Source organism: Sphingomonas sp. (assembly GCF_050725575.1).
Classification (GTDB): domain Bacteria; phylum Pseudomonadota; class Alphaproteobacteria; order Sphingomonadales; family Sphingomonadaceae; genus Sphingomonas.
Window position 1 is genome coordinate 1 of the sequence record NZ_JBOHHW010000066.1, and the last position, 26,818, is coordinate 26,818.

Sequence of the window (26,818 nt, forward strand, 5' to 3'; positions counted from 1 at the left end):
GTCCTGCACCGCACGGGTGGTCTCGGCGAGCATCGTCTCGCTGACCCGGATCGCGCCGGCGATCGCATTGTTCATCGCGCTCTATATGCTGTTCTATTCGCTCACCCCGCGGAAGTATCGTGAGAGCAAATGCCCGAAATGGCCCGGCGCTGCCTTTACCGCCGGCTGGTGGCTGCTGGTCACGGCGTTGCTGCCGCCGATCCTCGGTTCGCTCGGCAGCTATGACCTGACTTATGGCAGTCTTGCCGGCGTGATGATCGCCCTGATCTTCTTTTTCTTCGTCGGTTTGGGTCTTGTTGTCGGCGCACAATTGAATGCGGCTCTAGCCGAAAGCGATGATGACGGAGTAGAGGAGGACGGCCAAGGCGACATACAGGAGGCGACGGCGGCGTGAATGATTTGATGAAGGGCAAGCGCGGGCTGATCATGGGGCTCGCCAATGATCGCTCGCTCGCCTGGGGAATCGCCAAGAAATTGAGCGAAGCCGGGGCGGAACTGGCGTTCAGCTATCAGGGCGAGGCGCTGGAGAAGCGCGTCCGTCCGCTTGCCGAACAGCTTGGCGTGGCGCGGCTGTTCGATTGCGACGTGTCCGACATGGCGAGCCTCGATGCATGCTTCGAAAGCCTCGCCGCGGAATGGCCGACGATCGATTTCGTCGTCCATGCGATCGGCTTTTCGGACAAGAACGAGCTGCGCGGCGGCTATGTCGACACCAGCCTCGACAATTTCCTGATGACCATGAACATCTCGGTCTATTCGTTCGTCGCAGTGTGCAAGCGCGCGGCGGCGATGATGCCGGACGGCGGGTCGCTGCTCACGCTCAGCTATTATGGCGCGGAAAAGGTCATTCCCCATTATAATGTGATGGGCGTGGCCAAGGCAGCGCTGGAGACCAGTGTGCAATATCTCGCGGTCGATCTCGGCCGCGACAATATCCGCGTCAACGCGATTTCGGCCGGGCCGATTAAGACGCTTGCCGCATCGGGCATCGGCGATTTCCGCCTGATCCTGAAGTGGAACGAGCTCAACTCGCCGCTCAAGCGCAATGTGACGATCGAGGATGTCGGCGGCGCCGGCCTTTATCTGCTCAGCGATCTGGCAAGCGGCGTGACCGGTGAAACGCACCATGTCGATGCCGGATACAATGTAATCGGCATGAAGGCCGAGGACGCACCGGATATCGCGCTGGCGTAACCCTCTCCCTTTCTGGAGGAGGGATTTATGAGCTTCAACACCTTCGGCCGGGTCTTCCGGTTCACCACCTGGGGCGAATCCCACGGCCCTGCGCTTGGCGCGGTGGTCGATGGCTGCCCACCGGGGCTGACTCTGTCCGAAGCGGATATCCAGCCATTCCTCGACCAGCGCCGCCCCGGTACCTCGCGCTTCACCACGCAGCGCCAGGAGCCGGACCAGGTGCGCATCCTGTCGGGCGTGTTCGAGGGCCGGACGACCGGCACGCCGATCAGCCTGATGATCGAGAACGTCGATCAGCGTTCGAAGGACTATTCCAACGTCGCACTGGCCTATCGGCCTGGCCATGCCGATTATGCCTATGACGCGAAATACGGCTTTCGCGATTATCGCGGCGGCGGGCGCTCCTCCGCGCGCGAGACGGCGGCGCGGGTTGCGGCTGGCGCGGTCGCGCGGCTGGTCATCCCCGAAGTAAAGGTCCGCGCCTGGGTCGAGGCGATCGGCGGCGACGCGATCGACCCCGCCAATTTCGATGCGGACCAGATCCATGCCAATCCGTTCTTCTGCCCGGATGCCGCCGCTGCGGCACGTTGGGAGGCACTGGTCGATGGCGCGCGCAAGGCGGGATCGTCGCTCGGCGCGGTGATCGCGTGTGAAGCGGCCGGCGTGCCGGCGGGCTGGGGCGCACCGCTTTATGCCAAGCTTGATGCCGAACTGGCGTCGGCCTGTATGAGCATTAACGCGGTCAAGGGCGTCGAGATCGGCGACGGCTTCGATGCGGCGAAGCTGCGCGGTGAAGAGAATGCCGATGCCATGCGCCCCGGCCCGGACGGCCCCGAATTCCTCGCCAACCATGCCGGCGGCATTGCCGGCGGGATCGCCACCGGCCAGCCGGTACGGCTGCGCGTCGCGTTCAAACCGACCAGTTCGATCCTGACCCCGGTCGAGACGATCGACCGCAATGGCGAAGCGACTGAGATCGCCACCAAGGGCCGCCACGACCCCTGTGTCGGCATTCGCGGCGCGCCGGTGGTCGGGGCGATGGTCGCATTGGTGCTGGCCGACCAGAAGCTGCTCCACCGCGCGCAATGCGGCTGAGCCGGCTCCCCGGCCTGCACCGGGGAACCGCTTCGATCTATATCAGTGAGTGGCGGCAGCGCCGTCGGCTGCTGCACGCTCGGCAGCCTCGGCGGCCTGTCTGGCGCTGACCGCCGCAACATCCGCCGCGGTCACCACTGTGTCCTTGTCATCGTCCATGCCGGCAAAGGACCGCGCGCCCGAGGCGTCATATTCCGCCCTTTGCATCTTCTGGTCCTTGTCCTTGTCGAGCACGCCGAAGCGGACATGAGCCTGGCGGATCTGGCGCTGCCGCTCCTCGGTCTTTTGCTCCTCGCTGCGATCCGACGCGGCGAGCTGGTTCTCGAGCCGGGCGGTATATTCGGCGAGATATTCCACGTCGGAAACCCAGCCATCCTTGTTGGTGTCAGTGGCCGCGAACCGTGTGGTCCGCACCGCATCGAATTCGGCCCGGGTCACCCGGCCATCACCGTTCGTGTCATAATCGGCGATGAAGCTCTTGCCGTCATGCGGCGCAGCGGCAAGCGGCGTGGCAAGGACGCTGGCGGCAATCACCGCGGCCGTGAAGATTGCTCTCATTCTCGTGACTCCTGTGGAAAGTGGCACGGTTCAGGCCGCGTCGAAGGCAAGGGTGTAAGTGTAGCTGCGCCACGGCGTTTCCGCCCCGGCTGGCGCCGCGCCGCGGTGACGCACCAGGATCAGATAAGTCCCGGCATCGTCGGGCTTGAGCGTGAAGCGGCCGGCACTGTCGCTTTTGGTCTGCGCCGCGACCTTGCGGCCGTCATGCACGCCGGCGCTGCGGAACAGCGTCACATCGGCATCGGCGAGCGGCTTGCCGTCGAACAGCAGCACGAAACTGGCCGCGGCGCCGGCACTGATGCTGTTGGGATGAGTCACCGCCTGGATTTCCAGCGCGGCCCCGGTCGGCGTGAGTGCTGCCTGGGTCGGCCGGCCGCGCGTCACATAGGCATCGGCGAGCGTCATGCTCTGCACCTCGACCAGCTTGGCGCCCGCCGGCACGGCACCACCGCCTTCACCGCGCACCACCCATTTTTCACCCTCGCGGTACATCGTGCCCTTGCGGCCCGCGCGTTGCCCGGTGGTGATGCGGTAGGTGCCGTCCTGTTTGAGGTCCGCCTCGAAGATCGACAGGTCGCGCAAATAGGTGACTGGCCCGACATCGCCGCGTGCGCCGTCCGGCCCGAGCAGATGAAACGGCGCGTCGCGCATCGCCACTTCCGGCACAAAGGCATCCTCCGCGAAGGATGATTCAACCGTGACATGATCTCCCTTACCCACATCGAACGCTGTCGGGAGGACATAGGGCATATGTGCGCCCGCGCCGGCGCCTCCCAATATTGCCATGGCCAGCGCGGCCAGAGCGACGGAATTGGTCAACGGCTTCATGCGAGATTCCCCTTCGCCCGACTTAATATCGATATTGCGAATCACTTGCAATATTGTATTTTCGCTGTAGTGGAGCGCCGCAGTCGGGGCCGAAGCAACGGCCCGGACGATCCGGGGACCCATGATGATGAACAGGAAAGCGCCACTTCTCGCGGGCATCGCACTGCTGACACTGGCCATGCCGGCTCAGGCGCAGGAGAGCACGGCCGCCAATCCGCAAGCGGAGGGGGAGACGACGCAGCTCTCGCTTGACCGTCTCGTCATCTCCGCCGGCACGGAAAAGGTCGCAATCGACACGCCCCAGGCAGTGACCGTGCTTGACCAAGACGATATCGACCAGACCCAGGCCAGCACGATGGGCGATCTGCTGGAAGGGATTCCGGGCGTGAACGTCCAGGGCGGCGTTGGTGCGCTGGGACAGGGTTTCAACATTCGCGGGATGGGCACGGCGATCGGCGATTCCGACAATCGCATCCTGATCACCGTCGATGGCGTGACCAAATTCTACGAACAATATCGCATGGGCGCGTTCTTCAGCGAGCCCGAGCTGTACAAGCGAGTCGAGGTGCTGCGCGGCCCGGCCTCCTCGACGCTTTACGGTGCGGGCGCACTGGCCGGCGTGATCAACTTCACCACCAAGGACGCCTCCGACTTTCTCAAGGACGGCGACCCGCTTGCAGTCCGGCTCAAGGCCGCGACCGAGACCAATGCCGAGGGCCACACCTTGTCGGGCATCGTTGCGGTCCAGCCGGTCGAGGGCGTCGAGCTGCTCGGCAATTACAATTACCGCCGCAGCCAGGATTACAAGGACGGCAACGGCAACACCGTGCCCGCCTCCTCCGCGCAATCCGACAATTTCCTGGTCAAGGGCCGCGTATCGATCGGCGGCAATCGCAAGCATGCGATCTTCGCTTCCTATCAGGATTGGGTCAGCGACGGGCCGCAGGTCTATGACCAGATCTCGGCCGCGACCGGCAGTTCGCTGATGCGCCGCCGGGTCCATGACCGGACCGGCGTGCTTGGCTATGTCAACGACTTCAACGGCAGCAAGCTGCTCAATGTCGAGGCGCAGCTTTCCTACACCAACACGCTGGTGCATCAGACCGAGACGACGTTCCTCGGCGCCAATCTCGAGCATTCCGATTTTTCCTACAAGGGCTGGCAGGGCCGGATCCAGAACACCAGCAAGGTCGATCTGGGCGGCGACTGGACCAGCTATCTGATCGTCGGCGCGCAATTCAACGAACAGCAGCGGCGCAATCCGCGCGTCGCGTTCAACGGCACGGTGACGCCGGGTGCCGGAACGCATCCCGAGGGCGACATGACCAAATATGGCCTGTTCGCACAGTTGGAAATCTCTTGGTCCGACAAGCTGATGATCATCCCCGGCGCACGGATCGACTGGACTGACCTCAAGCCCGGCGCGACGGTGGTCGGCGGCACCGTGCTGACCAGGCGGGTGAAGGACAGCGGCGTTTCGCCCAAGCTGGCGGCAATTTATTCGCTGACCGACTGGTTCGGCCTGTTCGGGTCGGTCGCGCGCACCGTGCGGATGCCCAATATCGACGAGATCTTCACGCGCAGCGCGACGCGCCCGTCAAACCCCAATCTGCGCCCGGAAACCTCCGACAATTACGAAGCCGGCTTTACCCTGTCATTCGACGGCCTGGCGTCGCGCACTGACAAGCTGCGGCTGAAGACGACCGTGTTCCGCAACAATGTGAAGGATCTGATCATCAACGCCGCGGGCGCGGCTGGTACGCCCTATTTCACCAATGTCGGCCGCTCGCGCTTCACCGGCGTCGAGGTCGAGGCGGAATATGGCATTGGCGGTTTCTTCGCGCGCGGAAACATGTCCTTCATCAACGGCAAGGACCGGCTGACCGGCAGATATCTGAACACCATCCCGGCCAATGATTATCGCCTGACGCTCGGCTATACCGATGCGAAGACCGGCCTGTCGGGCGGCTGGACCGGCGAGTTCGCCGAGCGGCAGGACAAGGTCAATAGCGGCGTTTTCTCGTCGGCTGGGTCGGGCCTGCCGACGCCGGGCTACAGCGTTCATAACCTGTTTTTCGCGTTCAAGCCGCGCAGCGGATCGGCCGAAGGATTCGAATTCCGCATCGCCGCCGACAATGTCTTCGACACGGCGTTCCGGCGCCATCTGTCCTCGCTTGCGGCGGAGGGGCGGACCGTCAAGTTCACGGTCGCGAAGACCTTCTAGCCGCCGATGCGGGGGCATTTCCGCCTCAGCGTGCCTGCCGCCGGTTCGCTGGCGGTCAACGGCCTGTTGCTGCTCATGCTGTTCCAACTCGGCAGCGGCCAGCAACGTGCACGTAAGGAAGCGCCCGCCTTGAAGATCATGTCACTGGCCGTGCCCCTGGGGACGGAAGACGCGCAGGAGGATCAGCAGGCGGAACGAGAGAAGGTGGCGCAGCCCGAAGCTCCCGTTCCTCCGCCGGTTCCATTGCCAAAGGTCAATGTCAACTCTCCGGCACCTACGCCGCCAATCGTCCTGCCGGCGGTACAATCTCATGCGGCGCCTCCGCCTGCGGCAGAGCCCGAACCTGCCGTGGCAGCAGCACCGTCAACCGCGGCCCAATCAACAACGCGGACGGAGGCACCCGCGCCGCGCAAGGGGATGGCGGATGGATTGACCGCCGATGCGCCCACCGGCAACAGCCGCAGCTATGCGGCGAAAATCCGGTCATGGCTCTACGCGCACAAAACCTATCCACGACGGTCGCGCATGCGGCGCGAGGAAGGCATGGTTCGGGTTCGCTTCGTCCTCGACCGGCGGGGGCAGTTGCTTGAGGGCGAAGTGATCGGCAGTTCCGGCTTTGCTGCGCTCGACGAGGAGGGGCAGGCCATGCTGTCCCGCTCATCACCCTATCCCGCGGCGCCGCAGGACATGCCGGGCAGCCGTATCGAATTTACCGTGCCGATCGAATGGCGGCTGCCTACCTGACGCGATCGAAAATTTCCTTTCTTGCAACCAATATAGCCCGAAACGCGCCTATCTCACCGGCAAGTTGTTCGAATCATACGACAAGACGAGCAATTGGGTCGAACAATATTGCGCTCCGGGCCGTTCCTCTTCTGACCTGCCGATCGGGTGGGTATAACAGGAGCAAGACCGTGCGTATTACAACGATGATGAGTGTGGCCATCCTCGGCCTGTCGACCGCCGCGCTAGCGAACATGACCACCGCGCCAGGCCAATCGACCACCAACAATATTATAGCGAACAATACGACCGCTGAGACGCCAATGGCCAATGACATGCCAATGAACAACACTGCCGCCACCCCGATGAATCCGGCACCGAACAGCATCGCCCCGAGATAGGGTTTCCTGGTCCTTCGCGGTGGCACGAAGGACCCAGTGGTGTCTCAATCCGCGAAGGGATCGCGGACCAGGATCGTGTCCTCGCGTTCCGGGCTGGTCGAGACCAGCGCCACCGGGCAGCGGATCAGTTCCTCGATGCGGCGGATATATTTGATCGCTTGAGCCGGCAGCTCGGCCCAGCTGCGCGCGCCCGCCGTTGTCTCGCTCCAACCGGCCATGGTTTCGTAGATCGGCTCGACCTGCGCCTGGTCCGCCGCGTGCGCCGGGAAATAGTCCAGCACCGCGTCGCCGAGCCGGTAGCCGGTGCAGATCTTAACCTCGTCGAAACCGTCGAGCACGTCGATCTTGGTCAGCGCGATGCCGGTGATGCCACCGACCGCCGCCGATTGCCGCACCAGCACCGCATCGAACCAGCCGCAGCGGCGCTTGCGCCCGGTCACGGTACCGAATTCATGTCCGCGCTGCCCTAGCCGCTCGCCGGTCTCGTCCTCGAGCTCGGTCGGGAACGGCCCGGAGCCGACCCGCGTCGTATAGGCCTTGGCAATGCCGAGTACGAAGCCGACCGCGCTGGGGCCAAGCCCCGACCCGCCCGCTGCGGTACCCGCGATCGTGTTCGACGAGGTGACGAAGGGATAGGTGCCGTGATCGACATCGAGCAGCACGCCCTGCGCGCCTTCGAACAGGATGCGCTTGCCGCGCGAGCGCGCCTCGTTGAGGTTGCGCCACACCGGCTTGGCGAAGGACAGCACGAAATCGGCGATCGCGCGCAGCTCCTCGACCAGCGCGGCACGGTCGATCGGCGGTTCGCCGAATCCGGCGCGCAGGGCGTCATGATGCGCGGTGAGACGGTCGAGCTGCGCATCGAGCGCATCGAGATGCGCGAGATCACAGACGCGGATCGCGCGCCGGCCGACCTTGTCCTCATAGGCAGGACCAATGCCGCGCCGCGTGGTGCCGATCTTGCCCGCGCCGCTGGCATCCTCACGCAGCGAATCGAGATCGCGGTGGAACGGCAGGATCAGCGCGCAATTGTCGGCGATCATCAGCGTGTCGGGCGAGATCGACACACCCTGCGCGGTCAGCTTCTCGACTTCCGCCTTCAGATGCCAGGGGTCGAGCACCACGCCATTGCCGATCACCGAGGGCGTGCCGCGCACAATGCCCGAGGGTAGCAGCGACAGCTTGTAGACCTTCTCGCCGACCACCAACGTATGGCCGGCATTATGCCCGCCCTGGAAACGGACCACGACATCGGCGCGCTCAGCGAGCCAGTCGACAATCTTACCCTTGCCTTCATCGCCCCATTGGGCGCCGATGACTGCTACATTTGCCATGGTAGATCCTTAGAGTGGGCGGGCTTCGGTGCCGACCAATATGTGAGTGCAGAGTTGCGCTTCCGGCGTATCGTCGGCTTCGAGCGCGGTGACGGCGACCCAGCCCTGGCCGCGCATCGCGGCGGACAGCGCAGGATCAGTGCCGAGCGGCACGAACAGGCGGCGGCGATCGATCGGGCCAAGCCCCGCCGCGACGATTGCATCGGCATAAAGCGAGAAACCGATCGCCGCTTCCTCGGCGCCGTCCTCATGCATGATGGTATAGCTGCCGCCGCGCCCGATTTCACCGAGCACGCCATCGGCGAAGATCGAGAAGCCAAGCCAGCTCTGATATTCGAACCCGTGCCGCTCGGTCGGATCGAGCGTCAGCGCGACGCGGCCCTTCAGCCCTTCGGCAATATTCCACAAACCGTCGAGCCGCGAGGTCAGCGCCCCGCCGGCATCGAACGCGCATAGCCGCTCATGCGCCGGCTCGAACGGTCCCGCCGCCTCGATCAACGGCAGATAGGCCGGCGCGATCGCTGCGACCCCGCCGGCATCCTTGGCATCGAGCCGGTCGCGCAGTGCGTCGATCTGGCCCGCATCGACCGGGAACGGCCCGGCGGCAAGAATATCGACCAAGTCCGGCAAGGTGAAATCGATCGACACCCCGGCAACGCCCGCCGCAGCGAGTGCCTCGACCACCACCTCGACGATCTCGCGCGCCGCGGCGATGGTATCGAGGCCGATCAACTCGCAGCCGATCTGGCGCAGCTCGCGTTCCGGACGAAGCTGCGACGCGCGCAGCTTGAGCACCGGCCCCGCATAAGCGAGCCGTACCGGTCGTGGGTGATGCCCCATGCGCGTCGCAGCGATGCGACCGATCTGCGCGGTCATGTCGGGGCGGATCGCCAGAGTCGCCTGGCTGACCGGATCGACGAAACGCACCGCATCCTGGGTCCGCGCCGATTTGAGCCGGCCCGCCAGCCCCGCCTCGAACTCGGCCAGCGCCGGATCGACCCGCTCATAGCCATGCGCATGCGCCGCCCCAAGGATCGCCTGTTCGAGACGCGCGGCAGCATCGGCGAACGGCGGCAACCGGTCGCGAAAACCTTCGGGAAGAAGAGCGTGAGTCATGTCGGAAGCCCTCTGCCCTAACCCGCATTCCGGCGCAAAGCCGGAATGCGGGTTGGTTTCAGAAGGACAGGCCCATTGCGGTGCGCACACCCGACAGGCCGCGCACCTTGGCGAGCAGGTCTTGCGTCACCGGCTCATCGACCGACAGCAGCAGGATCGCCTCGCCGCCAGCATTGCGCCGGCCGAGATGGAAGGTGCCGATATTGACCGCCGCTTCGCCGAGCAGCGAGCCGAGCCGGCCGATGAAGCCGGGTGCATCCTCATTGACGACATAGAGCATGTTGCCGGCGAGATCGGCCTCGACCTTGATCCCGAACAGCTCGACCAGGCGCGGCGCGGCGTCGCCAAACAATGTGCCGGCAACCGAGCGATCGCCTGCATCGGTCTTCACCGTCACGCGCAGCAGCGTGTGGTAATCGCCCTCGCGGTCGTGCCGCACTTCGCGCACGTCGATACCGCGCTCCTTGGCGAGGAACGGCGCATTGACCATGTTGACCGTGTCGGTGTGGACCCGCATCAATCCCGCAAGGACCGCGGACGTGATCGGCTTCTGATTGAGCGATGCCGCAGCGCCTTCGACCTCGATCGCGATGCCCGACAGGGCGCCGTGCGCGAGTTGGCCGATCAGCGAACCGAGCTTCTCCGCCAGCGCCATATACGGCTTCAGCTTCGGCGCTTCCTCGGCCGACAGGCTCGGCACGTTGAGCGCGTTGGTGACGCCGCCCGACATCAGATAATCCGCCATCTGTTCGGCGACCTGGATCGCGACATTGACCTGCGCTTCGTTGGTCGACGCGCCGAGATGCGGCGTGGACACGAAGTTGGGCGTGCCGAACAGCGGCGATTCCTTAGCCGGCTCGGTCACGAACACATCAAGCGCTGCGCCACCGATATGACCCGAATCGAGTCCCGCCTTAAGCGCAGCCTCGTCGATCAGCCCGCCACGCGCGCAATTGATAATGCGCACGCCCGGCTTGGTCTTCGCGAGATTCTCCGCCGACAGGATGTTGCGGGTCTGGTCGGTCAGCGGCGTGTGCAGCGTAATGAAATCAGCGCGCGCGAGCAGATCCTCAAGCGTGACCTTCTCGACACCCATTTCGACCGCGCGCTCCGGGGTCAGGAACGGGTCGAACGCGACCACCTTCATGCGCAGGCCGCGTGCACGATCGGCGACGATCGAGCCGATATTACCGGCGCCGATCAGGCCGAGCGTCTTGCTGGTCAGCTCGACGCCCATGAAACGGTTCTTTTCCCACTTGCCGGCCTGAGTCGAGGCATCGGCCTCGGGCAGTTGGCGGGCGAGCGCGAACATCAACGCAATCGCGTGTTCGGCGGTGGTGATGGAATTGCCGAACGGGGTGTTCATGACCACCACGCCCTGCGCCGAGGCGGACGGGATATCGACATTGTCGACACCGATCCCGGCGCGGCCGATGACCTTGAGGTTCTTCGCCGCGGCGAGGATCGCCTTGGTTACCTTGGTCGAGCTGCGGATCGCGAGGCCGTCATATTCGCCGATGATCGCGATCAACTCTTCGGGAGTCTTGCCGGTGATTTCGTCGACCTCGACGCCGCGTTCGCGGAAGATCTGCGCGGCTTTGGGATCCATCTGGTCGGAAATGAGGACTTTAGGCATGGTTTGCTCCTGAAATTGGGAACAACCTCCGTTCGGGCTGAGCTTGTCGAAGCCTAAGCGCGTACCCTTCGACAAGCTCAGGGCGAACGGAGGTCAGTATAATTGAAAGGGGTGGTCAGCCGGCCTTGACGGTCGCGTAGGCCCAGTCGAGCCATGGGCCGAGCGCGACGATATCGGCGGTGTCGACGGTCGCGCCGCACCAGATGCGCAAGCCCGCCGGGGCATCGCGATAACCGGCGATGTCATAGGCCGCGCCGGCCTTTTCGAGCAGGCCGGCGAACGACTTGATCATCGCTTCGTCAGCGCCCTCGACCGTCAGGCAGACGCTGGTCTTCGACCGCGACGCCGGATCGGCGGCGAGATGGCCGAGCCAGGAACGCTCGCTGACGATCGCATCGAGCGCCGCCGCATTGGCGTCCGAGCGCGCGATCAGCCCGTCGGCGCCGCCGACCGATTTCGCCCATTCAAGTGCCGAAATGGCGTCCTCGACCGCAAGCATCGAGGGCGTGTTGATCGTCTCGCCCTTGAATACGCCTTCGGTCAGCTTGCCCTTCGACACCAGGCGGAAGACCTTGGGCAGCGGCCATTTCGGGGTGTAAGCCTCAAGCCGCTCGACTGCGCGCGGGCCGAGGATCAGGACGCCGTGCCCGCCTTCGCCGCCCAACACCTTCTGCCACGAGAAGGTCGCGACATCGATCCTGTCCCACGGAATGTCATAAGCGAACACCGCGCTGGTCGCGTCGGCAAAGCTCAGGCCAGTGCGGTCGTCCGCGATCCAGTCGCCATTCGGCACGCGCACGCCCGAGGTGGTGCCGTTCCAGGTGAACAGCACGTCGTTCGACCAGTCGACCTGGCCGAGATCAGGCAGCTGGCCATAATCGGCGCGCACGATCGTCGGGTCGAGCCCGAGCTGCTTGACCGCATCGGTCACCCAGCCCTCGCCAAAGCTTTCCCAGGCCAGCGCGGTGACTGGCTTGGCGCCGAGCATGGTCCACATCGCCATTTCGAACGCGCCGGTGTCGGAACCGGGGACGATGCCGATTCGGTGGGTGTCGGGGAGCTTAAGCAGCTCACGCATCAGGTCGATGCAATATTGCAGCCGGGTCTTGCCGATTTTCGAGCGATGCGAGCGACCAAGCGAGTCAGTGGCGAGATTGGCCGCAGTCCAGCCGGGAGGTTTGGCGCAGGGTCCCGAGGAAAAATAGGGACGCGCAGGCAGATGCGCCGGAGGCGCGGGTAGGTCAGTCATTTAGTCTCTCCTTACAGAGAGCACGCGCGGCGTTGGGACCGCGTGGCCCGTCGACGGCCCTAGCGATATGGCGCCGGGTGTCAATCGGACTTTCCGCACCGCACAACGACAAGGCCCTGGTCGGCCGCTGGACCTTTACTGCGCGGGCGTTATTCCGGACCCGGTGAACCGCGCGCTTATTCTGCTTGTGCCCTTGTTGCTTTCCGGCTGCCTGTTCGGCGGTGGCGACGATAATCGCCCGGCGCCGCGCCGCAGTGCAAAGCCGGCGCGGGTAGAGGCCCCGACCTCGCGCGAAACCCGCGCCTGCTATGCCGATCTGGCGCGCGACAATATCCAGTTCACCCCCCTGCCCGATCGCGATTTCGGTGGCGGCTGCACCATGGTCGGCACGGTGCAGCTGATCGATATCGGCGTGCCGGTGACAGGCATAAAGGGCATGCGCTGCGGCCTTGCCCGCGCCTTTACCGGCTGGGCGCGCAACGGCGTCGCGCCCGCCGCACGGCAGATGCTCGGCAGCGATCTGGTGCGGATCGAAACCTATGGTACCTATGCCTGCCGCAAGATCGTCGGCAGTGCCGGCAGTGGCAACCGGCTGTCCGGGCACGCCACCGCCAATGCGGTCGATATCTCGGCCTTTGTACTGCGTGATGGGCGGCGCATCAGCATCGAGCATAGCTGGCGATCGGAAGATCGTAACGTGCAGGCGTTCCTACGCACGGTTCGCGCCTCCGCCTGCAAGCGGCTCGGCACGGTGCTCAGCCCGGACTATAACGCAGCGCATTACAACCATCTGCACCTGGAGGACGATCACGCCAGCTTCTGCCGGTGAGGTCGTTTGAAAATTCGCGAAAGAGCGAATTTTATAGACGGTGCCGGCCCGCTCCCCCCTCCCGGCCACCCACAGCGTATCCTGAAAGGGTGGCCGGGAGGGGAGCGTTGTTCTGCCGTCGGGTCGATCATGCCCCCGGCCTGATCTGCAGGATGCCGGGGCATCCTGCACCCGATGGCATCTCAACACTGGCCGGCACCGTCTACCACCAAACGCTTCAAACGCCGGCCACTTTGCTCTAAAGGGCCGGGATGAGTGATACACATGTTCCGTCGCGGGTCTTTCCGCGCGCTCGCCAGGATGCCGAAACCGCCAAGACCGGCATCAGCACCCCGCAAACTGAAAACCCGGCCTACAAGCTCGCCTTTCAGGATCTCGATTTCCTGCTGCGCGAGGATCTTCGCCCGGTCCGTTTCCAGCTTGAGCTGCTCAAGACTCAGCTCGTGCTGGACGAGGCCAATATCGCCTCGACCTTCGTCTTCTATGGCTCCGCCCGCATTCCCGAACCGGCCAAGGCCCAGGCACTGCGCGACCTTGCTGAGGGTGAAGAGGCGATCCGCATCGCTGACAGCCTGATCGCCAAGTCGAAATATTATGACGTCGCGCGCGAACTCGCCGCGAAGGTCAGCCAGTTCCCGCGTGACACCGAGGGCAAGCGCCATTTCGTGGTCTGCTCGGGCGGCGGCCCGTCGATCATGGAAGCGGCCAATCGCGGTGCCGCCGATGTCGGCCAGGAATCGATCGGCCTCAACATCGTCCTGCCGCATGAGCAGGCGCCAAACCCCTATGTGACCCCAAGCCTGAGCGTCCAGTTTCACTATTTCGCGCTCAGGAAGATGCATTTCCTGCTTCACGCCCGCGCGCTCGCGGCCTTTCCGGGCGGGTTCGGCACGTTCGACGAATTGTTCGAGCTGCTGACCCTGATCCAGACCGGCAAGATCGCTCCGATTCCGGTGCTGCTCTATGGCCGCGACTTCTGGAACCGGGTGGTCAATTTCGAAGCGCTGGTCGAGGAAGGCGTCGTCTCGCCGCGCGACATGAACATCTTCAAGTTCGTCGAGACGGCCGAGGAAGGCTGGCAGGTCGTGCGCGATTTCTACCGTGCGCGTCCCGAAAGCGGCGTGGTGCTCGACTAGGTCCAAACCCGATCACCGTAACGCCTGAGGCAAAGCGGATTCAGGCGTTCGGCCAGCAGCCAAGAGGTCACGATGGCTTATCCATCGTGGCCGACGCGTGACGCGCTGTCGCAATGCTGTTTTCCCCACATTAAGAAAGAGCGCGCCAGTCCAAGTCCGGCAGCAATGCCATGCCCGATCCCGTATGATGGTTGAATCGCGCCGGCGACAAGGCCGTAGCGACGAACGACGGGAGATATGGGACACCTAATGTGTCATATCTTCTTCGTCGCCGCTTGGGCCTGATTCCAGTATAAATCATTATATATCATATACTTAATATGATTTCGTGGGTGTCTTGCAACACAAGACCGGAACAAGTCCAGCCGATATCGACTGCGGTTCAGTTCGGAGCGGGGATGAAGTCGGTGAGCGCCGCGATGACCTGCTGCGGCTGTTCCTCCGCGATCCAATGGCCCGAATCTTCAATGACGACCGTCTTCACGTCGCGCGCCACGTTGCGCAGCAGGATCCCGATCGTTCCTCCCAGCCCTCCCGATGCGCCAAGACCCAGCACGGGAATCTTCAGGGGCTGCAGTGCGAAAGCGCGGTTGTCGATCTCATCCCGGGCAAAAGCACGATAATATTCGAATCCGCCGCGCAGTGCGCCGGGCTGCGCATAGGACGCCGCATAATACGCCTCCGACTCCGCGGTCAGGGCGCTGGTATTGACCGCCTCGACACTGCGAAGCCAGCGGATGAATTCGCCTTCCTGACCAGTGATCAGCATCTCGGGCAGGTCGCGCACGTTGAAGAAGCGAAAATGCCAGGTTCGGGGCGTCGCCGCTATGTCCTTCCACGGGTCTATTCCGGGGAGCGGCACGTCCATGACGACGAGCCGCGATACCTGATCGCGATATTGCGCGGCATAGGCATAAGCGACCATGCCGCCCATGTCGTGCCCCGCGATTGTGACGCGCGGCCCCAGGCCCAGCGCAGCGACCAACCCATGGATGTCGCGCGCGATATTCGCTTTTTCATATCCCATGGCCGGCCGGGCGGTATCGCCCAGCCCGCGAAGATCGGGCGCGATCACCGTGTGCCCCCGCGCGACGAGCACCGGTATGACATAACGCCACATATAGGATGTTTCGCCCCAGCCATGGAGCAGGACGATCGGCTCTCCACGCCCGCTGGCGATCAGATAATGATACCGGACGCCGTTCACGTCGACCTTTCCATCCCGGATGGAAGGTTGCGGTGTCGCGATGGGGCCGGACGGCAGAGCCGCGGCGGCGCCGGACAGGCCGACGACACCTATGGTCGCAACGGCGGCGGCGAGAAGAGCTTTGCGCATCATGAGGCCTTGGCGGTGGGAAGAGACCGTCCTGCTGCCACATATGCAGGGATGGGCGACATACCCCCGAAGAACAGGTCGCGAATCGAGAATACACGCCAGCGAAAAGACCGTTGCCGCGGCGCTGTTGCCAGCATCGGCGCCGTTATCCGACGGCTCGCAGCCTGAATGGCGGGACCTATACCGCAGTATGGCGCGCCCTATCCCTCGACCCCAATCGACCGCGAATACGCCCCAACCTAGCCTTGTCGATGCCGTGCAAAGCGGCGTCAGCAGGAGACAAAACATGAACCTATTAGCCTCACATCCCGGCAAGACGGGGGCCGGCGAGCTGGTGCCGTCGCGCTATGCGCTGCGGGTCGGCGAGATTGACGTGCTGGTGGTCAGCGATGGCGTGCTGCCTTTGCCAACCGAGACGATGTCGACCAATGCCGACCCGGCCGAGCGCTCGGCCTGGCTCAAGGACATGTTCCTGCCACAGGACGCATTCGATTGGGCGCTGAACGTCATCGTGGTGCGTAGCGGCGAGCAGACCATCCTCGTCGACGCGGGACTGGGCGGGCAGTTCCCCGATTTTCCGCGTGCCGGGCAGTTCGCCCAGCGGCTGGAGGCAGCCGGCATCGACCTGGCGGCCGTGACCGACGTGGTCCTGACCCATATGCACATGGACCATGTCGGCGGGCTGCTCGGTGACGAGGTGAAGAGCCGGCTACGTCCGGATCTGCGGATCCATGTCGCCGCTGCCGAGGTCGATTTCTGGGCCTCGCCCGATTTCTCCCACACCGAAATGCCGTCGCCGGTGCCAGACGTGCTTCGGTCGACCGCAAAGCAGTTCCTGGACGAATACCACAACAAGCTGCAGACGTTCGAGGAGGAGTATGAGGTGGCCCCGGGGGTCGTCGCCCAGCGCACCGGCGGCCACACGCCGGGACACAGCGTGGTCCGCGTGACCTCCGGCGGCGACCGGCTGACCTTCGCCGGCGACGCCCTGTTCCCGGTCGCCTTCGACCATCCCGACTGGCACAACGGCTTTGAACATGACCCCGACGAGGCGGTCCGTGTTCGAGTCCGTCTTTTGCGGGAGGCGGCAGCGACCGGCGAGTTGCTGGTGGCCACCCACATGCCGTTCCCATCCGTCGGCCGGGTGGCGGTCAATGGCGACCGCTTTCGTTGGGTCGCGGCCTTCTGGGACTATTGACCGCTTGTTGCGGTTAGGGCCGCGCCGGGCGGTGCGGACACCTATCGTACGATAGCAGCGATACGTGTCCGCACAACCAGGCTAAACCGAGCCCTTGCGTTCCACGACGAGGATGTGCGCCGCGCCGACCGGGTGCGCGACATGCTCGTCGCCGATGTCGGCCAGGAACATGTCGGTGGGAGAGAGGCGCACGCAATGCTCCTCCCCGTCGAGCCGGTAGAACATATCGACCTGGCCGCTGAGCACGACAAAGGCCTCGGCCCCGTCATTGGTGTGCCATTTATATGGCTGGTCGGTCCAATGCAGCCGAACGGTGACGCCGTCGATCTCCATCAGATCGCGCGCACCCCATGCCCGGTCGGGCCTGAAATCGATGACGTCGTTGACGATCGTCGGCATTTCAGAGCTCCGCCATGAGCAGGGGCAGCCGCCGGGTTTGTGGCGGCGCCCGCCTCTCCCGAAGGAGAGGCTGTTCGATCAATGCGCGGTCGCGGCCGGCGCCGGAGCCGGTGCTGTTGGGGCCGGTGCCGCGCCCTTGGCCGGTTCGGCGGCGGCAGTCGTGTTGCCTTCTGCCTTCGCATCCGCCTTGGCATCCGCTTTGCCGTCAGCCGCCGCAGGTGCGCCGGCCGCCGGCGCTGCCGGAAGCGGTAGGTTCGATCCCTGCTGGTTGAGATAGGCGATCACATTCGCCCGGTCCTGGGCATTGCCGAGGCCGGCAAAGGTCATCTTGGTGCCGCTGGCGAATTTGCGCGGGCTGGTCAGCCAGGCGTTCATTTCGTCAAAGCCCCATTTGCCGCCATGCGATTTCAGCGCGTCGGAGAAAGCGAAACCGGCCTTGCCCTCGGCAATGCCCTCGCCCAGCGTGGCATAGAGATTCGGGCCAATGCCGTTCGCGCCACCCTGAGTGATGGTGTGGCAAGCGGTGCACTTCTTGAAGACGTCCGCGCCCTTGGCCGGATCGGCGGTCGCAAGCAGCGTTGCGATCGGCACTTCGGCAGCGCCGCCACCACCCTCGGCCTCTGCACCCTCAATCGGGAAGCCCGGCTTTTCGGGCGCACCGCTATGGTACACCATGCCGCCGACGATCCCGAGCCCGAGCGCTACACCGCACGCCCCCAGCACCCAGCCCGCGATCGTGTTCGTCCTGTTGTCCATTACGCCTCTGCCCCTGTCCTGTCATAGGCCGGAAAGTTGGCATCCTTTAGATTCGCGTTGCTCACACCGCAAGCCGCGCTTGTGGCGGCGTTGTCATGCCCCTAAGCGCGCGGTCGATGGAAAATTTTGCTGCCCCCGCCCGCCCGATCGTCGCGCAGATGACGCAAGCCGCCGCCGCCGAGCCGGAGCGCGCCGTCGCGTTTCAGGGCGCGCCCGGGGCGAATTCGCATGTCGCCGCGATGGAAGCCTTTCCCGACTGCCTGCCCTTGCCCTGTTTCGATTTCGCCGATGCGATCGACGCCGTGCGCGAAGGCCGGGCCGATTGCGCGATCATCCCGATCGAGAATTCGCTGCATGGCCGCGTCGCCGACATGCATTTCCTGCTGCCCGAATCGGGTCTGGTGATCACCGGCGAACATTTCCTCGGCATCAAATATGCCCTGATGGGGGTCGGCACGCGCGAAGACGTGCGTGAAGCGATGAGTCATCCCCAGGCGCTCGGCCAGTGCCGCCACTGGCTGCGCGAACATGGCATCACCGCCATCGCCTATCCCGATACGGCCGGCGCCGCGGCGGTCATCGCCGAAATGAACGACCCGAAGGTCGCAGCCCTCGCCCCACCGGGCGCGGCGGCGATCTACAATCTCAACCTGCTCGCCAATGGCCTGGCCGATGCCGATCACAACACGACGCGCTTCGTGGTGCTGGCGCGCGCGGGGCATGAGCCACTCGGCGACGGTCCGTGGATGACAACGCTGATCTTCGAAGTGAAGAACATCCCGGCCGCGCTGTACAAGGCGATGGGCGGCTTCGCGACCAACGGCGTCAACATGACCAAGCTGGAAAGCTATCAGCGCGGCGGCACGTTTGCGGCGACGGAATTCTATGCCGATATCGTCGGCAAGCCCGGCGACCCGGCGATCGACCGCGCGCTTGAGGAATTGGGCTTCCATTCGAAATGGATGCGGCTGCTGGGGACCTATCGCATGGCCAGGACGCGAGACTGATTCGGTCCCCCTCCCCGGTACGGGGAGGATCAGCCCTTTGCCCAGGCGGTCAGCAGCGTATGCGCGATCGCATAGGGCGGCGGCGCCAGGAACGAGCCTTCGCCCCCCGCCAGCACGCGCTGCACTTCTTCGCGCGGGACCCAGATCGCGTCCTCCAGCTCATTGGTGTCGAGCGTGATCGTGTCGTCCTCCGCCATGCCGACACAGGCCATCATCAGCGACGAGGGAAACGGCCAGGGCTGGCTGGCGATGTAGCGCACGCCGGATACGCGCACGCCCGCTTCCTCCATGATCTCGCGCGCGACCGCTTCCTCGATCGATTCGCCGGGTTCGAGGAACCCCGCCAGCGCCGAATAGCGCCCGGCCGGCCAGGCCGGCTGGCGTCCGAGCAGCGCGCGGCCGTCATGCTCGGCGATCATGATCACCACCGGATCGACGCGCGGGAAATGTTCGGCTTGGCAATTGGGGCAGTTGCGGCCCCAGCCGGCGCGGAACATGGCGGTCTGCGTGCCGCAATTGGCGCAGAATTGATGACGCGAATGCCAGTCGAGCACGCTGCGCGCCGCAGCATAGGTCGCCGCCTCGCCCGGCGCGAACCGGTCAAGCAGACCGAACAGCCGCATCGATCGCCCGGCCGGCGCACGCATGCCCGGCGTGAAGGCAGCGAAATGCGGCTTGCCGCTGTCCAGCCCGAGCAACACCAGTTCGGCATCCTCGGGCGCATCGGCCAGGCTGGTCCAACCAAGCTGGCCCTCCGCATCCAGCTCGGGCTCGAAATTCTCGAGCTTCAGCAGCTTCGCGCGCCAGTCGCCGGTCGCCGCCGCAAACGCTTCAGGATCATGGCGAATGCGGTCGGCACGGTCGAGCATGCCGCCGGTAAATCCAGGTATCACTGGTGTTTATGCTCCAGATCGGCCTTGAAGGCGCCGAGCACTTCAGTGCGCAGCGGCCATTTCTCGCCCGGGAAATAATTGACCATCACCGTCCCGCGCGCCTTGTGCACCGGATCGACGAACGCGACCGTGCCGGCCGCCCCGCCCCAGCCATAGCTGCCCTTGGCCGGTCCGTTCGGCATATCGGCGATCGCCACCGATCCGCCAGCACCGAAGCCCATCGGTTGGGGCGTCCCACCGGTCGAGGCGGCGACGCCCGTGAAGAAGACACCCGCCGGCATAAGGTTCGACATGCCGAGCCTGGCGGTCTCGGGCTTCATCACCCGCACCCCGTCGAGCTCGCCGTAATTCTGCAGCATGTGCAGGAAGCGGTCATAGTCGCGCGCCGACATGACCAGCCCGGCCCCGCCATAAGGGAAGCTCGGCGGCTTGAGCCAAGCCGAGGTGGCGGCCGGATCGAAGGGCAGGCGATCTTTGCCCATGATGACATAGTTGCTGGCAAAGCGCCCCACTTCGCTCTGTGGCACGGTCCAGTAGCTTGAGGTCATCTTGAGCGGGGCGAAGATCCGTTTCTGGACGAACCCGTCAAAGCTCATGCCGCTGGCAACCTCGATCACCCGGCCCATCACATCGAGGCCGATCGAATAGCTCCATGTCGTACCCGGATCGGTGATCAGCGGCACGCTCGCGACACGGTTGGCGAATTCCTCAAGCGTCGTGGGCCGGACTTTCCGCGATTCGACCTCAAGCTGGGCCGTGACCTGCGCGGGGTTGATGCCGAGCCGGTTATATTCGGCCAGGAGCGGCCCCTTGGTGATGATGTTGTAGCCCAGGCCCGCCGTGTGGGTAAGCAGGTGGCGGATCGTGATCGGGCGCGTCGCCGGGCGGCTGTCGAGACTGTCGGCGCCGATCAGCACCTTCATGTTCTTGAACGCAGGAATGAAATCCGACACCGGCTGGTCGAGCGATATCTTGCCGTCCTCGATCAGCAGCATCGCCGCCATGCCGGTGATCGGCTTGGTCATCGAAAAGACGCGCCACAGGCTGTCGGGACCCGCCTTGGCCGCCGTTGCATCGTCGGCGATCTTGCCCGCGCTGAGGAAGATCGTCGGTTGATTGCCATAACCGAACGCACCGACGATGCCGGGCATCTTGTTGTCGGTGACATAGCCGTTGAGCAGTGCCTGAGTGGTGGGCAGCGCGGATGGAACGGTGCTCAGCGCGGGTGCGGCGGCCTTTGCCTGCGGCCGGGATTGGGCCTGGGGTGCCGCCTCGCTGGCGAAAACCGCGCCTGCCGTGAGCAGCGCCAGGGCGCCCGCCGAAACCATGTACCGCACAGCCTTCATGTCGCTCTCCTGATCTCGGCCGCCGCTTTGGCGAACACCGTCGGCAGACCCGCCGACTCGATATCCGCCACCGGCCACCATTCGCCAGCGTTCGAATGCTCCCGCACGCGCGCGACCGCAAGGGAGAGTTGGAGCCGAAAATGCGTGAAGACATGGACGACGCGCGTGTCGAGCATGCGCCAGTCGGCGGCGAGCGGTGGATCGGCAAGCCCGGGAGACGATTCCGACCACGGGCCGGTAGGCAGCGCGCGCATCCCGCCAAGCAGGCCGCGCGGCGGACGGCGCACCAGCAGCACCTTGCCGTCCCGCTCCGCCCAGAAGATCGTGCCGAAGCGTTGCGGCCTGACCGCTTTGGCCGGCTTGACCGGATAGGCGTCGGGTTCACCCTGTCGGAATGCCACGCATTGATCGCTGAGCGGGCAGATCAGGCATTTCGGGTTGCGCGGCGTGCAAATCGACGATCCCAGGTCCATCATCGCCTGGGCGAAATCGCCCGCGCGCAGGTCGGGCGTGATCGAATCGGTCGCGGTGCGGATCGCGGCGCGTGCGCCCGGCAACGGCTCCTCGATCGCGAACAGGCGCGACACGACGCGCTCGACATTGCCGTCGACCACCACGGCGCGTTCGCCAAAGGCAATGCTGGCGATGGCGGCGGCGGTATAGGCGCCGATGCCGGGCAGCGCACGCAACGCATCTTCATTGCCGGGGAAGGCGCCGCCGTGCCGTTCGACCACGACGCGCGCGCACGCGACCAGATTGCGTGCGCGGGCATAATAGCCAAGGCCGGCCCAGGCGGTCATCAGTTCGGTCTCATCGGCGGCGGCCAGGCTGGCGAAATCGGGCCAGCGCGCGGTGAACTGCTCGAACTTCGGGCGCACCGTCGCGACGGTCGTCTGCTGCAGCATGATCTCCGACAGCCACACCCGGTAGGGGTCGGCCGGCGGCGCCCCCGGCGGCGCACGCCAGGGCAGGTCGCGGGCATGGGCATCATACCAGAAAAGCAGTGGTGCCGAAATGAGCGGCGCTTGGATGGATCGGGGCTTTGCGGGCACCGCGTCGCTATGGCATGAGTGGCGCAATGAGCAAACGCGGCGTTCCTGCCCCAGACAAACAATCCCCGAGTCCGACGGCACGCGGCGGTCGCGCGCGTGCGGTATCCGAGCTGCTGCCGGACGCCGGCCGTGCCGCGTTTCGCCGCTTCGGCTTCGTGCAGAGCGCGGTGGTCAGCCGCTGGGCCGAGATCGTCGGCGCGCGCTATGCCGGGGTGTCCGCGCCCGAATCGATCCGCTTCCCGCAGGGCAAAAGATCCGAGGGCACGCTTAACCTGGTGGTGCGCGGCGCGCATGGCACGATGATGCAGCATATCGCGCCGGAGATCATCGAACGGGTCAATCGCTTCTTCGGCTATGCCGCGATCGCGCGGGTGCAGATGCGCCAGGGCGATGTGCCGGCACCACGCCCGCGTGCCGCGCCGCCCTCGCTGAAGCCGATCCCGGTCGAGCTTGGCGCGAGCCTGCGCACCATCGCCGATCCGGAATTGAAGGCCGTGCTCGAAGCATTGGCGGCGGGCGTCGCCGCGACCAAGGGACCGCCGATCGTGGGAAGCCCAGTCAAGGGGAGTGGAGACGAGTGATTCGCTGGATTATCGCCTTATTGCTGGCCCCGTTGCTGATCAGCGCGGCCCCCGCCCCGCGCGACTGGTCGAAAACCGTGACGCAGACGAGCAGCGGCGCGTTCATCGTCGGCAATCCGAAGGCGAAGGTGAAGCTGATCGAATATCTCAGCTATACTTGCCCGCACTGCGCGCATTTCGCCGTCGGATCCGCAAGCGTGCTGAAGGGCAAATATGTCCGCTCGGGCTCGACCAGCATCGAATTGCGCCATGCGGTCCGCGACAAGCTCGACATGGCCGCGACGATTATCGCGCGCTGCACCGGCCCTGTCGGCTTTTTCGCGACCACCGATGCGATGTTCGCGAGCCAGGAGGACTGGCTGGTGCGCGGGATGCAGTTCGAGCGCGTCAATGCCAGCCGGATGGGGCTCTATCCGGAAAATGCCAAGCTGCGCGCGCTCGCCGACGGAGCCGGGCTGACCGATATCGGTCGCGCCAAGGGGCTGAGCGACGCAGCGCTCGATGCCTGTTTCGGCAATGAGGCGGAGACGCTCAAGGTCGCCGTGATGGCCGACGCGGCCTGGGCCGCGATCCGCGCCGCCGCGCCGGATGATGGCGGCACGCCGAGCTTCGTCGTCAACGGCAAGCCTTATCCACATGCCGACTGGGCCGCGCTGGACAAGGTTCTGCAGGCAGCGGGCGCGCGCTGACCCGGCTATCGTGATAAAGATGTTCTCGTGATTTTCCCTGGAGTGTGCCGACCATGAAGTTCCGTCTCGCAATTGCCGTCCTGCCCCTGATCGCTCTCGCTGGTTGCGGCGGCAGCAACAGCACCGGAAACAGCAGCGCGCCGGCCGCACCGGTCGCCGCCGTCCCGGCGCCCGCCGGGCAGAATTGGGCCGAAACGTCGGCGCAGACCCCGGAAGGCGGCTATCGCCTGGGCAATCCCAATGCCCCGATCAAGCTGGTCGAATATGGCTCGCGCACTTGCCCGACCTGCGGCCAGTTCGGCCGCGAGGGCATGGAGCCGCTGATCAAGAATTACGTCTCGACCGGCAAGGTCAGCTATGAATTCCGCGACTTCCTGGTTCACGGCGCGCCCGATCTCGCCGCCGCCCTGCTCGGCACCTGCGGCGGTGCGCAGCCCTTCTTCCCGCTGCTTGAGCAAATGTATCAGAATCAGAACGGCTATCTCGACAAGCTACAGAAAATCTCGCCCGAAGCGCAGGCGAAGTTCGCGTCGATGAAACCCAATGAAGTGGCGACCACGCTCGCCGAGCAGATGGGCCTGATCGACTTCGTCAAGCAGCGCGGCATCCCAGAGGCCAAGGCGCGCGCCTGCCTCAATGATCAGGCCAAGCTGGAAGCGGCGGCCAAGCTGAGCGACGATGCCGCGGCATCGGGCACCGTCACCGGCACGCCGACCTTCCTGATCAACGATCAGAAAGCCGACGCAGTGAGTTGGGGGCAGCTCGAGCCACTGCTGAAGGGCGCGGGCGCCTGATCCCGCCCGATCATCATCAGGGGCATCATCAGGGGGCGGCATCGTAAGTGCAGATCAAGCGGCTCAGGCTGTCTGGATTCAAGAGCTTCGTCGATGCCGCCGACCTGCGCATCGAGCCCGGGCTGACGGGGATCGTCGGCCCGAACGGCTGCGGCAAATCCAATTTGCTCGAAGCACTGCGCTGGACGATGGGCGAGACCTCCGCCCGTTCGCTGCGCGGCGCGGGCATGGAGGATGTGATCTTCGCCGGAACCGCCACGCGCCCGGCGCGTGAGTTCGCCGAGGTCTCGCTGCTGATCGAGGATGCGGGGTCCGAAGAGACCGAAATCGTGCGCCGAATCGAACGCGGCGCCGGGTCAGCCTATCGCATCGACGGGCGCGACGTGCGCGCCAAGGACGTCGCGTTGCTGTTCGCCGACGCCGCAACCGGCGCGCATTCGCCGGCTTTGGTCAGCCAGGGCCGGATCAGTGCGGTCATCTCGGCCAAGCCGGCCGAACGCCGCGCGATGCTGGAAGAAGCGGCCGGGATCGCCGGCCTGCACGTGCGCCGCAAGGATGCCGAACAGAAGCTTCGCGCGACCGAGGCCAATCTGACCCGGCTCGACGAAGTGATCGCCGACCAGGACGCCCGCGCCGCCGCGTTGAAGCGCCAGGCGCGCCAGGCCGAACGCTATCGCGCGCTCTCCGACCAGATCCGCACCGCCGAAGCGCGGATGATCTTCGCGCGCTGGCGCGATGCGGCAGCCGCAGCGGATGCCGCCAAGGCGGAAGCGGCGCAGGCCGAAACGCGCGTCATCGAAGCATCCGAGGCACAGCGTGCGGCGGCCGCCTATCAGGCCGAAGCGACCGCGCAACTGGCCACGGCGCGCGCCGCGGCGCTTGCCGCGCGCGACCGGGCGAGCGAGGCGGGGCACAAACTCTCCAGCCTGCGCACCGAACGCATGGCGGTCGACCGGCGGCTGACCGACCTGGCGGAGAACCGTGCCAGGCTGATCGAAGATCGCGCCCGCGAAGGGGCGCTGGCCAGTGACGCCGCCGAAGCGCTGACGCGACTCGCCGAGGAAGCCAAGACATTGGAGGCGCGCATTGCCGAAGCGACCGCGCGCCTGCCCGAGCTTGATACGATCCTCGCCGCGGCCGAACGCGCCGCGCGCGATGCCGAGGTCGCACTGGCCCAGGCGCTCGCCGCACAAGCCAGCGAAGCGGCGGAGGCACGCGTGGCCGAAGCGGCGCTGGCAGCGGCGCGCGCACGAACCGAGCGCAGCGAGCGCGACCTGTCGCGCGTCACCGCCGAGGCCGCCGCACTTGGCGATGCAGCACCGCTCCAGGCCGAGCGGACTCGCGCCGCCGAAGCGCGCGCCCAGGCGCTGCGCCATGCCGAATCCGCCCGCACCGCGCTTGCTCGCGCCGATGCCGGCGAACGCTCCGCGATCGAGCAGCGCGACCGCGCGCAATCGGCGCGCGCCGCGGCGCATGCCGAGCTCTCCGCACTCGACAGCGAAGCCGCCGCGCTCACCAAGGCGACGCGGGCGAGCGGCCGCGAACGGCTGCTCGATCAGGTGCGCGCCGATCCGGGCTATGAACGCGCGCTGGCGGCGGCATTGGGCGACGATCTGGAAACCGGGCTCGATCCGGCAGCGGAGCGTTTCTGGGCCGGGGCCGAGGCGCTGCCGGGCGATCCCTCGCCACCCTCCGGCACCGTCGCGCTCGGCAAGCATGTCACCGCCCCGCCCGCGCTGGCGCGACGGCTGGCGCAGATTCTCGTCGCCGATAGCGACGACGGGCAGCCGCTCGCGGTCGGGCAGCGGCTGGTGACGATGGCCGGCGTGCTGCGGCGCTGGGACGGCTATGTCGCGAAATCGGGCGGCGCGGCGGCGGCGGAGCGGCTCGAGCGCATGAACCGGCTGCGCGCAATCGAGACGGCACGCCCGGCGGTGGTCCGCGCGGTCGATTCGGCCGAAACCGAACTGAACCGGATCGACGCCGCGATCGCTGAGGCGCGGCGGGCAGCGGCGGATGCGCGGCGCGTGCTTGAGGGCGCCGAGACCAGCGCACGCGATGCCGGCCGTGCCGAGGACAAGGCGGCGGTGGCGCTCGAACGGATCGAGACGCAGCGCGCCGATCTCGATTCGCGCCGGCAGCGCATTGCGGCGGAACTGGCCGAGGCACAGGCCGAGCTCGACCGCGCCATGCGCGACAAAGCGGCACTGCCCGATGGCAGCGCGACGCGCGAGCGGGTGGTAGCCCTGTCGGCCGAGGCCGAAACCCGGCGCACCGCCGTGGCGACCGCCCGCGCCGACCGCGCCGGGCTGGAACGGACCATCGCGCAGGACCGCGACCGGCTGGCCAGCGGCACCGGCGAGGCCAAGGGCTGGCGCGCCCGGGCCGGTGAGGCGGCGCGGCGCATTGGCGACATGGACAAGCGCGACGCCGAACTGGCGGCC

26 protein-coding genes are annotated in these 26,818 nt (G+C 65.7%); 14 read left to right on the plus strand and 12 right to left on the minus strand.

The annotated features are described in order from the left end of the window. The 3 genes from ACRECS_RS25275 to aroC all read left to right on the plus strand — a co-directional run. The coding region (locus ACRECS_RS25275; RefSeq protein ID WP_431585736.1) for a YhjD/YihY/BrkB family envelope integrity protein at window positions 1–394 on the plus strand (394 nt) is incomplete at its 5' end. Further along, window positions 391–1,194: an enoyl-ACP reductase FabI gene (fabI, locus tag ACRECS_RS25280; RefSeq protein WP_431585737.1), complete on the plus strand. Its 804-nt coding sequence runs from the start codon at window positions 391–393 to the stop codon at window positions 1,192–1,194. The genes ACRECS_RS25275 and fabI, both read left to right, overlap by 4 nt. 27 nt (window positions 1,195–1,221) lie before the next feature. Beyond that, window positions 1,222–2,289 carry a chorismate synthase gene (gene aroC, locus ACRECS_RS25285; RefSeq protein ID WP_431585738.1) on the plus strand — a complete coding sequence of 356 codons (1,068 nt, stop codon included), beginning with the start codon at window positions 1,222–1,224 and terminating at the stop codon, window positions 2,287–2,289. A gap of 42 nt (window positions 2,290–2,331) precedes the next feature. On the opposite strand, the gene ACRECS_RS25290 is transcribed toward aroC, so the two are convergent. Continuing rightward, entirely contained in the window at window positions 2,332–2,847 is a 516-nt protein-coding gene (locus ACRECS_RS25290) for a hypothetical protein (protein ID WP_431585739.1), read from the minus strand. A gap of 30 nt (window positions 2,848–2,877) precedes the next feature. After that, window positions 2,878–3,675 (minus strand): DUF4198 domain-containing protein, encoded by a 798-nt coding sequence (locus ACRECS_RS25295; protein ID WP_431585740.1) that lies wholly within the window; start codon window positions 3,673–3,675, stop codon window positions 2,878–2,880. 124 nt (window positions 3,676–3,799) lie between these two features. On the opposite strand from ACRECS_RS25295, the gene ACRECS_RS25300 reads away from it, so the two are divergent. The 3 genes from ACRECS_RS25300 to ACRECS_RS25310 all read left to right on the plus strand — a co-directional run bounded on the left by ACRECS_RS25300 (window position 3,800) and on the right by ACRECS_RS25310 (window position 7,023). Beyond that, a complete protein-coding gene (locus tag ACRECS_RS25300) occupies window positions 3,800–5,899 on the plus strand; it encodes a TonB-dependent receptor domain-containing protein (protein ID WP_431585741.1) in 2,100 nt (699 codons plus the stop codon). A gap of 75 nt (window positions 5,900–5,974) precedes the next feature. Continuing rightward, window positions 5,975–6,643 (plus strand): energy transducer TonB, encoded by a 669-nt coding sequence (locus tag ACRECS_RS25305; RefSeq protein WP_431585760.1) that lies wholly within the window; start codon window positions 5,975–5,977, stop codon window positions 6,641–6,643. 170 nt (window positions 6,644–6,813) lie between these two features. Further along, complete coding sequence (locus ACRECS_RS25310; RefSeq protein WP_431585742.1) at window positions 6,814–7,023, plus strand: hypothetical protein; 210 nt, start codon at window positions 6,814–6,816, stop codon at window positions 7,021–7,023. Window positions 7,024–7,067: 44 nt separating this feature from the next. On the opposite strand, the gene ACRECS_RS25315 is transcribed toward ACRECS_RS25310, so the two are convergent. The 4 genes from ACRECS_RS25315 to ACRECS_RS25330 all read right to left on the minus strand — a co-directional run bounded on the left by ACRECS_RS25315 (window position 7,068) and on the right by ACRECS_RS25330 (window position 12,358). Beyond that, on the minus strand, window positions 7,068–8,357 hold the full coding sequence (locus ACRECS_RS25315; protein ID WP_431585743.1) for an adenylosuccinate synthase: 1,290 nt from the start codon (window positions 8,355–8,357) through the stop codon (window positions 7,068–7,070). A gap of 9 nt (window positions 8,358–8,366) precedes the next feature. Continuing rightward, entirely contained in the window at window positions 8,367–9,473 is a 1,107-nt protein-coding gene (locus ACRECS_RS25320; protein WP_431585744.1) for an ATP phosphoribosyltransferase regulatory subunit, read from the minus strand. A 58-nt stretch (window positions 9,474–9,531) separates the two neighbouring features. Further along, on the minus strand, window positions 9,532–11,109 hold the full coding sequence (gene serA, locus ACRECS_RS25325; protein ID WP_431585745.1) for a phosphoglycerate dehydrogenase: 1,578 nt from the start codon (window positions 11,107–11,109) through the stop codon (window positions 9,532–9,534). A 115-nt stretch (window positions 11,110–11,224) separates the two neighbouring features. Next, entirely contained in the window at window positions 11,225–12,358 is a 1,134-nt protein-coding gene (locus tag ACRECS_RS25330) for a phosphoserine transaminase (RefSeq protein ID WP_431585746.1), read from the minus strand. Between the two features lie 163 nt (window positions 12,359–12,521). Here ACRECS_RS25330 and ACRECS_RS25335 point away from each other — a divergent pair, with 163 nt between their 5' ends. Then, complete coding sequence (locus ACRECS_RS25335; RefSeq protein ID WP_431585747.1) at window positions 12,522–13,187, plus strand: extensin family protein; 666 nt, start codon at window positions 12,522–12,524, stop codon at window positions 13,185–13,187. 251 nt (window positions 13,188–13,438) lie between these two features. Next, window positions 13,439–14,323 carry an LOG family protein gene (locus ACRECS_RS25340; RefSeq protein WP_431585748.1) on the plus strand — a complete coding sequence of 295 codons (885 nt, stop codon included), beginning with the start codon at window positions 13,439–13,441 and terminating at the stop codon, window positions 14,321–14,323. Between the two features lie 382 nt (window positions 14,324–14,705). Here the strand turns inward: ACRECS_RS25340 and ACRECS_RS25345 are convergent, their stop codons facing one another. Then, window positions 14,706–15,659 (minus strand): alpha/beta fold hydrolase, encoded by a 954-nt coding sequence (locus ACRECS_RS25345; protein ID WP_431585749.1) that lies wholly within the window; start codon window positions 15,657–15,659, stop codon window positions 14,706–14,708. Between the two features lie 286 nt (window positions 15,660–15,945). Here ACRECS_RS25345 and ACRECS_RS25350 point away from each other — a divergent pair, with 286 nt between their 5' ends. Next, the gene (locus ACRECS_RS25350) at window positions 15,946–16,857 is read left to right on the plus strand and encodes an MBL fold metallo-hydrolase (RefSeq protein WP_431585750.1); all 912 of its coding nucleotides are present in this window, start codon (window positions 15,946–15,948) and stop codon (window positions 16,855–16,857) included. Between the two features lie 81 nt (window positions 16,858–16,938). Here the strand turns inward: ACRECS_RS25350 and ACRECS_RS25355 are convergent, their stop codons facing one another. Then, window positions 16,939–17,256, minus strand: a complete 318-nt coding sequence (locus tag ACRECS_RS25355; RefSeq protein WP_431585751.1) for a cupin — start codon at window positions 17,254–17,256, stop codon at window positions 16,939–16,941. A 78-nt stretch (window positions 17,257–17,334) separates the two neighbouring features. Continuing rightward, a complete protein-coding gene (locus ACRECS_RS25360; protein ID WP_431585752.1) occupies window positions 17,335–18,012 on the minus strand; it encodes a c-type cytochrome in 678 nt (225 codons plus the stop codon). Between the two features lie 116 nt (window positions 18,013–18,128). On the opposite strand from ACRECS_RS25360, the gene ACRECS_RS25365 reads away from it, so the two are divergent. Beyond that, entirely contained in the window at window positions 18,129–19,019 is an 891-nt protein-coding gene (locus tag ACRECS_RS25365) for a prephenate dehydratase (RefSeq protein WP_431585753.1), read from the plus strand. A 29-nt stretch (window positions 19,020–19,048) separates the two neighbouring features. Here the strand turns inward: ACRECS_RS25365 and nudC are convergent, their stop codons facing one another. Genes nudC through mutY form a run of 3 tightly spaced genes read right to left on the minus strand, consistent with a single transcriptional unit; the run spans window position 19,049 to window position 22,310 of the window. After that, window positions 19,049–19,888: an NAD(+) diphosphatase gene (nudC, locus tag ACRECS_RS25370; RefSeq protein WP_431585754.1), complete on the minus strand. Its 840-nt coding sequence runs from the start codon at window positions 19,886–19,888 to the stop codon at window positions 19,049–19,051. A 20-nt stretch (window positions 19,889–19,908) separates the two neighbouring features. Beyond that, the gene (locus ACRECS_RS25375) at window positions 19,909–21,258 is read right to left on the minus strand and encodes a serine hydrolase domain-containing protein (RefSeq protein ID WP_431585755.1); all 1,350 of its coding nucleotides are present in this window, start codon (window positions 21,256–21,258) and stop codon (window positions 19,909–19,911) included. Further along, entirely contained in the window at window positions 21,255–22,310 is a 1,056-nt protein-coding gene (mutY, locus tag ACRECS_RS25380; protein ID WP_431585756.1) for an A/G-specific adenine glycosylase, read from the minus strand. The genes ACRECS_RS25375 and mutY overlap by 4 nt, the downstream gene beginning before the upstream one ends. Before the next feature lie 14 nt (window positions 22,311–22,324). Between mutY and ACRECS_RS25385 the strand changes: the two genes are divergently transcribed. The 4 genes from ACRECS_RS25385 to ACRECS_RS25400 form a co-directional block, all read left to right on the plus strand. Next, complete coding sequence (locus ACRECS_RS25385) at window positions 22,325–22,891, plus strand: DUF721 domain-containing protein (RefSeq protein WP_431585761.1); 567 nt, start codon at window positions 22,325–22,327, stop codon at window positions 22,889–22,891. Continuing rightward, on the plus strand, window positions 22,888–23,580 hold the full coding sequence (locus ACRECS_RS25390; protein WP_431585757.1) for a DsbA family protein: 693 nt from the start codon (window positions 22,888–22,890) through the stop codon (window positions 23,578–23,580). The genes ACRECS_RS25385 and ACRECS_RS25390 overlap by 4 nt, the downstream gene beginning before the upstream one ends. A 53-nt stretch (window positions 23,581–23,633) precedes the next feature. Continuing rightward, the gene (locus ACRECS_RS25395; RefSeq protein ID WP_431585758.1) at window positions 23,634–24,374 is read left to right on the plus strand and encodes a thioredoxin domain-containing protein; all 741 of its coding nucleotides are present in this window, start codon (window positions 23,634–23,636) and stop codon (window positions 24,372–24,374) included. A 47-nt stretch (window positions 24,375–24,421) separates the two neighbouring features. Beyond that, window positions 24,422–26,818, plus strand: a 2,397-nt coding sequence (locus ACRECS_RS25400) for an AAA family ATPase (RefSeq protein ID WP_431585759.1), incomplete at its 3' end; no start/stop codon positions are given.

Bases quoted from the DNA above. Each gene is read 5' to 3' on its own strand.
- aroC (WP_431585738.1), top strand. From the start codon at position 1,222: ATGAGCTTCAACACCTTCGGCCGGGTCTTCCGGTTCACCACCTGGGGC.
- ACRECS_RS25290 (WP_431585739.1), bottom strand. From the start codon at position 2,847: ATGAGAGCAATCTTCACGGCCGCGGTGATTGCCGCCAGCGTCCTTGCC.
- ACRECS_RS25295 (WP_431585740.1), bottom strand. From the start codon at position 3,675: ATGAAGCCGTTGACCAATTCCGTCGCTCTGGCCGCGCTGGCCATGGCA.
- ACRECS_RS25300 (WP_431585741.1), top strand. From the start codon at position 3,800: ATGATGAACAGGAAAGCGCCACTTCTCGCGGGCATCGCACTGCTGACA.
- ACRECS_RS25305 (WP_431585760.1), top strand. From the start codon at position 5,975: ATGCTGTTCCAACTCGGCAGCGGCCAGCAACGTGCACGTAAGGAAGCG.
- ACRECS_RS25315 (WP_431585743.1), bottom strand. From the start codon at position 8,357: ATGGCAAATGTAGCAGTCATCGGCGCCCAATGGGGCGATGAAGGCAAG.
- ACRECS_RS25320 (WP_431585744.1), bottom strand. From the start codon at position 9,473: ATGACTCACGCTCTTCTTCCCGAAGGTTTTCGCGACCGGTTGCCGCCG.
- serA (WP_431585745.1), bottom strand. From the start codon at position 11,109: ATGCCTAAAGTCCTCATTTCCGACCAGATGGATCCCAAAGCCGCGCAG.
- ACRECS_RS25330 (WP_431585746.1), bottom strand. From the start codon at position 12,358: ATGACTGACCTACCCGCGCCTCCGGCGCATCTGCCTGCGCGTCCCTAT.
- ACRECS_RS25340 (WP_431585748.1), top strand. From the start codon at position 13,439: ATGAGTGATACACATGTTCCGTCGCGGGTCTTTCCGCGCGCTCGCCAG.
- ACRECS_RS25345 (WP_431585749.1), bottom strand. From the start codon at position 15,659: ATGCGCAAAGCTCTTCTCGCCGCCGCCGTTGCGACCATAGGTGTCGTC.
- ACRECS_RS25350 (WP_431585750.1), top strand. From the start codon at position 15,946: ATGAACCTATTAGCCTCACATCCCGGCAAGACGGGGGCCGGCGAGCTG.
- ACRECS_RS25355 (WP_431585751.1), bottom strand. From the start codon at position 17,256: ATGCCGACGATCGTCAACGACGTCATCGATTTCAGGCCCGACCGGGCA.
- ACRECS_RS25360 (WP_431585752.1), bottom strand. From the start codon at position 18,012: ATGGACAACAGGACGAACACGATCGCGGGCTGGGTGCTGGGGGCGTGC.
- ACRECS_RS25365 (WP_431585753.1), top strand. From the start codon at position 18,129: ATGGAAAATTTTGCTGCCCCCGCCCGCCCGATCGTCGCGCAGATGACG.
- nudC (WP_431585754.1), bottom strand. From the start codon at position 19,888: ATGCTCGACCGTGCCGACCGCATTCGCCATGATCCTGAAGCGTTTGCG.
- ACRECS_RS25375 (WP_431585755.1), bottom strand. From the start codon at position 21,258: ATGAAGGCTGTGCGGTACATGGTTTCGGCGGGCGCCCTGGCGCTGCTC.
- ACRECS_RS25385 (WP_431585761.1), top strand. From the start codon at position 22,325: ATGAGTGGCGCAATGAGCAAACGCGGCGTTCCTGCCCCAGACAAACAA.
- ACRECS_RS25395 (WP_431585758.1), top strand. From the start codon at position 23,634: ATGAAGTTCCGTCTCGCAATTGCCGTCCTGCCCCTGATCGCTCTCGCT.